Source organism: Streptomyces sp. NPDC002690 (assembly GCF_053592415.1).
Genome location: NZ_JBSFVR010000435.1, coordinates 1 through 5,605, shown reverse-complemented (window position 1 = coordinate 5,605; position 5,605 = coordinate 1). Strand labels below are relative to the sequence as shown.

General features: G+C 74.2%; 3 protein-coding genes. All 3 read right to left on the bottom strand.

What is annotated here, in order from left to right; all coding sequences use genetic code 11:
* Positions 1–143: 143 nt before the first annotated feature.
* Genes ACWD3D_RS32620 through ACWD3D_RS32610 form a run of 3 tightly spaced genes read right to left on the bottom strand, consistent with a single transcriptional unit; the run spans position 144 to position 5,078 of the window.
* The gene (locus ACWD3D_RS32620) at positions 144–1,589 is read right to left on the bottom strand and encodes an FAD-dependent oxidoreductase (protein ID WP_451464344.1); all 1,446 of its coding nucleotides are present in this window, start codon (positions 1,587–1,589) and stop codon (positions 144–146) included.
* Positions 1,574–3,721 (bottom strand): molybdopterin oxidoreductase family protein, encoded by a 2,148-nt coding sequence (locus ACWD3D_RS32615; protein WP_451464343.1) that lies wholly within the window; start codon positions 3,719–3,721, stop codon positions 1,574–1,576. The genes ACWD3D_RS32620 and ACWD3D_RS32615 overlap by 16 nt, the downstream gene beginning before the upstream one ends.
* Entirely contained in the window at positions 3,714–5,078 is a 1,365-nt protein-coding gene (locus tag ACWD3D_RS32610; RefSeq protein ID WP_451464342.1) for an MFS transporter, read from the bottom strand. The genes ACWD3D_RS32615 and ACWD3D_RS32610 overlap by 8 nt, the downstream gene beginning before the upstream one ends.
* Positions 5,079–5,605 lie beyond the last annotated feature (527 nt).

The window sequence follows — 5,605 nt, the reverse complement described above, 5'->3', positions numbered from 1 at the left end:
GGCCACCGGAACCCCCGGTGGCCCACCGCCCGTTCCCGTCGCTCCCGCCCGTTCCCGTCGCTCCCGCCCGTTCCCCTGGCTCCGCCCCAGCGGTGCCGGAGCCGATCTCCCGCCGGCCGGCCGGGCCCGACCCCAAGGCGCCGTCACCCCGTCCCGTCGGACGGACCGAGCCCGGCGAGGATCTCCTCCACCAGCGGACGGCAGCCGCCGCAGCCGGTAGTCGCCCGGGTCGCGTCGGCGACGGACGCGACCGACCTCGCGCCGCCCGCGCAGTGCCGGAGGATCTCGCTCCGGGGCACTCCGTTGCACAGGCAGACCAGTTCGCCGGGGGACGCGGGGCGCGCGCCCGCCCCGGCCAGTTCCGGGAACAGCAGCAGCCGCCTGTCCTGCGGCACGGCGGCCCGCCGGTCGAAGAGCTGGGTGATGGTGCCGACGGTGGAGCTGCCGCCGACCAGGATCGCGCCCGTCACCCGGCCGTCCCGGATGACGACCTTCTGGTAGACGTTCCGGCTGGAGTCGAGATAGGTGAGCACCTCGCCCCCGTCGCCGGAGCCCTCCTCGCCGACCTCGCCCATGGTGGCGAGGTCGATTCCGGTGGTCTTGAGCCGGGTCGCCACCCGCGTGCCCCGGTAGGGCTCCGCGTCCGGCAGCGCGGCGATGGTCCGGGCCGCGACCCGCGCCTGCTCCCAGGCGGGCTGCACCAGGCCGTAGACCGTACCGCGGTGCTCGGCGCAGTCGCCGACCGCGAAGATCCGAGGGTCGGCCGTACGCATCCGGTCGTCGACCACTATGCCCCGTTCGACCGGCAGCCCGGCCGCCGCCGCGAGTCCGGTGGCCGGACGCACCCCGCAGGCGACGACCAGCACGTCCCCTTCGATCAGCCGTCCGTCGGCGCACCGTACGCCCTCGAACCGGTCCTCCCCGACCACCGACTCGACCTGGACACCCACCCGGGCGGCCACACCCAGCTCGGCGAGGGCGCCCAGCAGGGCCCGGCCGCCGGGACCGTCCAGCTGGCGGCTCATCAGCCAGTCGCCACCCTGGAGGATCTCCGCCCGGACGCCCCGCTGCACCAGGCCCCGGGCGGCCTCCAGGCCGAGAAGGCCGCCGCCGAGCACCAGTACCCGGGCCTGTCCCCCCGCGGTACGCCGTCCCGCCTCGGCCACGAGGCGGAACACCTCCTGGCAGTCGTCCAGGGTGCGCAACCCGACGATCCCGGGCAGCAGCCGCACCCCGTCGTCCCGGTGGAGCCCCTTGACCGGCGGCAGCAGGGCCGAACCGCCGGTGGCCAGCACCAGCGTGTCGTAGCCGACGACGCTCCCGTCGGCGGCCGTCAGCGTGCGCGCCCCGCGGTCGACGGAGGTGACGGAGACACCGGTCCGCACGGTCACCCCGGGCGGGAGGTCCGGCAGCCGGATGCTCCGCTCGTCGGCCTTCCCGGCCAGCAGGTTGGTCAGCAGCACCCGGTTGTACGCGGGGTGCGGTTCGGCACCGAGCACGGTGATCCGCGATCCCTCGTCCAGGGCGCGCAGCTCCGAGGCGATCCGGTGGCCGGCCATACCGTTGCCCACCACTACGACATGTCGCACGTCACCGTCTCCAACCGGGCTGCGGACACCTTGAACTCGGGCATCCGGGACTGAGGATCGAGGGCGGCCCCGACCAGGGAGTTGGCCCGGCCGGCGCCACCCCAGTGGAAGGGCATGAAGATGGTGTCGCGCCGGATCGCGGTGCTCAGCCGGGCCTCGGCCACGGCCTCTCCCCTCCGGCTCACGACCCGGACCGGACGGCCCTCCTCGATGCCGAGGGCGGCCGCCAGGTCGGGGTGCAACTCGACGAACGGCCTGGGCGCGCTCGCCACGAGGGCCGGCACCCGGCGGGTCTGCGCGCCGCTCTGGTAGTGCTGCATGACCCGGCCGGTGGTCAGGTACAACGGGTACCGCTCATCTGGTTCCTCCGCCGCGGGCCGGTGCTCGACGGGGAAGAACCGGGCGCGGCCGTCCGGGTGCGCGAAAGCGTCCAGGAACATCCGAGGGGTGCCCGCCGCCGGGCCCCCGGCCCGTTCCGGGCTGGGCCAGTGGACGCCGTCCTCGTCGTCGATCCGGCGGTAGCTGATGCCCGAGTAGTCCGCGATCCCGCCCCGGCTGGCCCGGCGCAACTCCTCGAAGACGGCCTCGGGTTCGGCCGGGAAGCGGGAGGCGTGGCCCAGCCGGGAAGCCAGGTCCGCGATCGTCTCCAGGTCGGTGCGCACACCGGGAGGCGGCGGGCGCAGCCTGCGGCGGCGCAGCACGCGTCCCTCCAGGTTGGTCATCGTGCCGTCCTCCTCGGCCCACTGGGCGGTCGGCAGGACGACGTCCGCGATCGCGGCGGTCTCGCTGAGCACCAGGTCCGAGACGACCAGCAGGTCCAGGGAGCGCAGTCGCTCCTCGACGTGCCGGGCGTTCGGGGCGGAGACGACGGGGTTGCTGCCGAAGACCAGCAACGCGCGCGGCCCGCCGGAGGTACCGAGGGAGTCCAGCAGCTCGTACGCGCTGGGCCCGGGACCCGGCAGCGATTCCTCCGGCACGTCCCAGACCCCGGCGACGTGGCGCCGGGCGACGGGGTCGTCGATCCGGCGGTAGCCGGGCAACTGGTCCGCCTTCTGGCCGTGTTCCCGGCCGCCCTGACCGTTTCCCTGGCCGGTCAGACAGGCGTATCCGGCGCCGGGGGTACCGGGCAGTCCGAGTGCCAGTGCCAGGTTGACGAATGCCGAGACGGTGTCGGTGCCCTTGCTGTGCTGTTCCGCGCCGCGCGCGGTGAGCACCATCGACCGCTCGGCGCCCGCCAGGAGCTGGACCGCCCGCCGCTGGTCGCGCAGCGGTACGCCGGTGATGCGTTCGACCCGTTCGGGCCAGTAGTTGGCCACCACCCGGCGAACCTCGTCGTAGCCGGTGGTGCGGCGGGCGATGTACTTCTCGTCCAGGTGCCCGAGGGCGATCGCGATGTGCAGCAGACCGTTGGCGAGGGCGAGATCGGTGCCGGGGGCCGGCTGGAGGTGCAGGGTCGCGTGCTCCGCGGTGGGGGTGCGGCGCGGATCGACGACGATCAGGGATCCGCCCGCCTCGCGGGCCGCCAGCAGGTACTGCGTGAACGGAGGCATGGTCTCGGCCGGGTTCGAGCCGACCAGCAGGATCGCACCGGCCTCGGCGACGTCGGCCAGCGGGAACGGCATGCCCCGGTCGAGCCCGAAGGCCCGGTTGCCCGCCGCGGCGGCCGAGGACATGCAGAACCGGCCGTTGTAGTCGATCTGCGAGGTACCGAGCGCGACGCGGGCGAACTTCCCCAGCTGGTAGGCCTTTTCGTTGGTCAGGCCGCCCCCGCCGAAGACCGCGACCGCGTCCGGGCCGTCCTGCTCCCGGATCTCCCGGATCCGCCGGGCGACCAGATCCATCGCCTCCTCCCACGGGGCCGGGACGAGCTCGCCGTCACGACGGACCAGGGGGGTGAGGAGACGGTCGGGGGAGTGGAGCAGGTCCACCGACGTCCAGCCCTTCTGGCAGAGTGCCGCCCGGCCGGTCGTACCGCCCGGCCGGGCGGCCAGCGCCCGCGGCCGTACGGTGGTCAGGCCCTCCGGGCCGGGTTCCAGCCACATCCCGCACTGCAGTGCGCAGTACGGGCAGTGCGTCGCGGTGGGCGGGGTCAGGGGCACCGGACCGGGAGTCCGCGCGGACGGCTCAGACACGGAGGTCCACCAGGCCGGACGCGGGCCGGGCCACGGCCCCGCGTCGCAGGTAGCAGAGCCAGGTCAGGCCCAGGCAGCACGCGTAGAAGACGGCAAAGGCGATCAGCGCCGCCTCTGCGTTCCCGGTTGCCGCGACCGACGTACCGAAGGCGCGGTTGACGAAGAATCCGCCGAGCGCGCCGATGGCGGAGGTGACGCCGAGCGCGGCGGCGCTGTCACGGCGCCCCTGGGCGGCCGCGGCCTCCTCGTCGGTGTCCCGGGACAGCCGTGCGAGCCGGAGCGAGCGGGCCGTGAAGATCGCCGGAATCATCCGGTAGGTGGAGCCGTTGCCGACGCCGGCCGTGACGAACAGCAGCAGGAACGCGCCCAGGAACAGCGGGTAACTGTGGGCGCGCAGCGCGGCCACGGCACCGAGCGCGCCCACTCCCATCACGGCGAAGTTCCACAGCGTCACCCGGGCGCCGCCCCAGCGGTCCGCCAGCCGGCCACCGGCCGGCCGGGTGCAGGAGCCGATCAGGGCGCCCAGCGAGACGTACGGGGCGAGGCCGGCCTCGGGGAACTCCACCTTGATCAGCAGGGGCAGCGCGGTCGCGTAGCCGATGAAGGAGCCGAAGGTGCCCACGTAGAGCACCGACATGATCCAGGTGTGGGCGTTGCCGGCGATCCTGAGCTGGGCCGCCGCGGTCGAACCGGCGCTCCGCAGATTGTTCATGCCCCGGAACGCCGCGTACGCCGCGAGCAGGATGACCGGCAGCCAGATCAGGCCGGCCGCGGCGAGGCCGAAGGAGGTGATGACCCAGGGCACCACCAGTTGCACGGAGCTGACGCCGATGTTCCCGCCGGCCGCGTTCAGGCCGAGGGCGGCACCCTGCTTGGACCTCGGGTAGAAGTGCGTGATGTTGGCCATGCTGGAGGCGAAGTTCCCGCCGCCGAGACCGGCGGTCGCGGCGATCAGCAGGAGGACCCAGTACGGCGTGGAGGGGTTGCCCGCGGCGATGCCGAGCAGGCCGGCCGGGACGAGCAGCAGCAGGGTGCTGACCACGGTCCAGTTGCGACCGCCGAACCGGGCGGGGGCGAAGGTGTAGGGCACCCGCAGCAGGGCCCCGACCAGGTTGGGCAGGGCGATCAGCCAGAACAGCCGGTCGGTCGAGAGGGAGACGCCGCCGAGCCTGACCGCGACCACGCTCCACAGCGTCCAGACGGTGAAGCCGAGGTGCTCGGAGAGGACCGACCAGAGCAAGTTCCGGCGGGCGACGCGGTGGCCCCCTTCCGCCCAGAACCGCGGGTCGTCGGGGTGCCATTCGTCGATCCACCGGCCGTCGACCGGGTCGGCGGGCCGTCGGGACATGGTGGTCATGTGTCCTCTCCTGTGTGCGATGCGCGCCACGGTGGGAAAAGGCGGCGTCCGGACGCCGGCGGCGGTGGTGCGCCGCGGAGACGTACCCGCTCCCGGCGCGGCGCCAGTGCCTGCCTGCGGATGCCTTCCGGCCCGGTTCCGTGGTGGGACGTGGAGGTGCCGGGCCGCTCAAGGACGGGACGGCCACCCCCGGTTGGCGCGTGGGTCGGCTCCGGCCCGGGCGCCGCCCGCCGGGTCGCGGACGGAGGGGAAGTGCGGCCCCGGTGTGTCCGAGCCTGCCCGGGCGTGAGAGGGCGGGCAACAACTCCCTCGCGACCTTGTCAGGTGGCGCGCGTTCCGTGCGCCGGGCGCAGGGGCGGAGTTGACACAGTGCGGTGCTCGCCGTTGGTCGCCGCCGAATCGCCGCCCGAGGATGGGCCGACAGAGTTCTTCCGGACATCGACCGCGGGGCCCGGACGGCGCCCGCACACACCCGCGGGGCGACGGCGTGAGGGGTGCCGTCGGGCCGCCGCGCCGTCGGACCATCG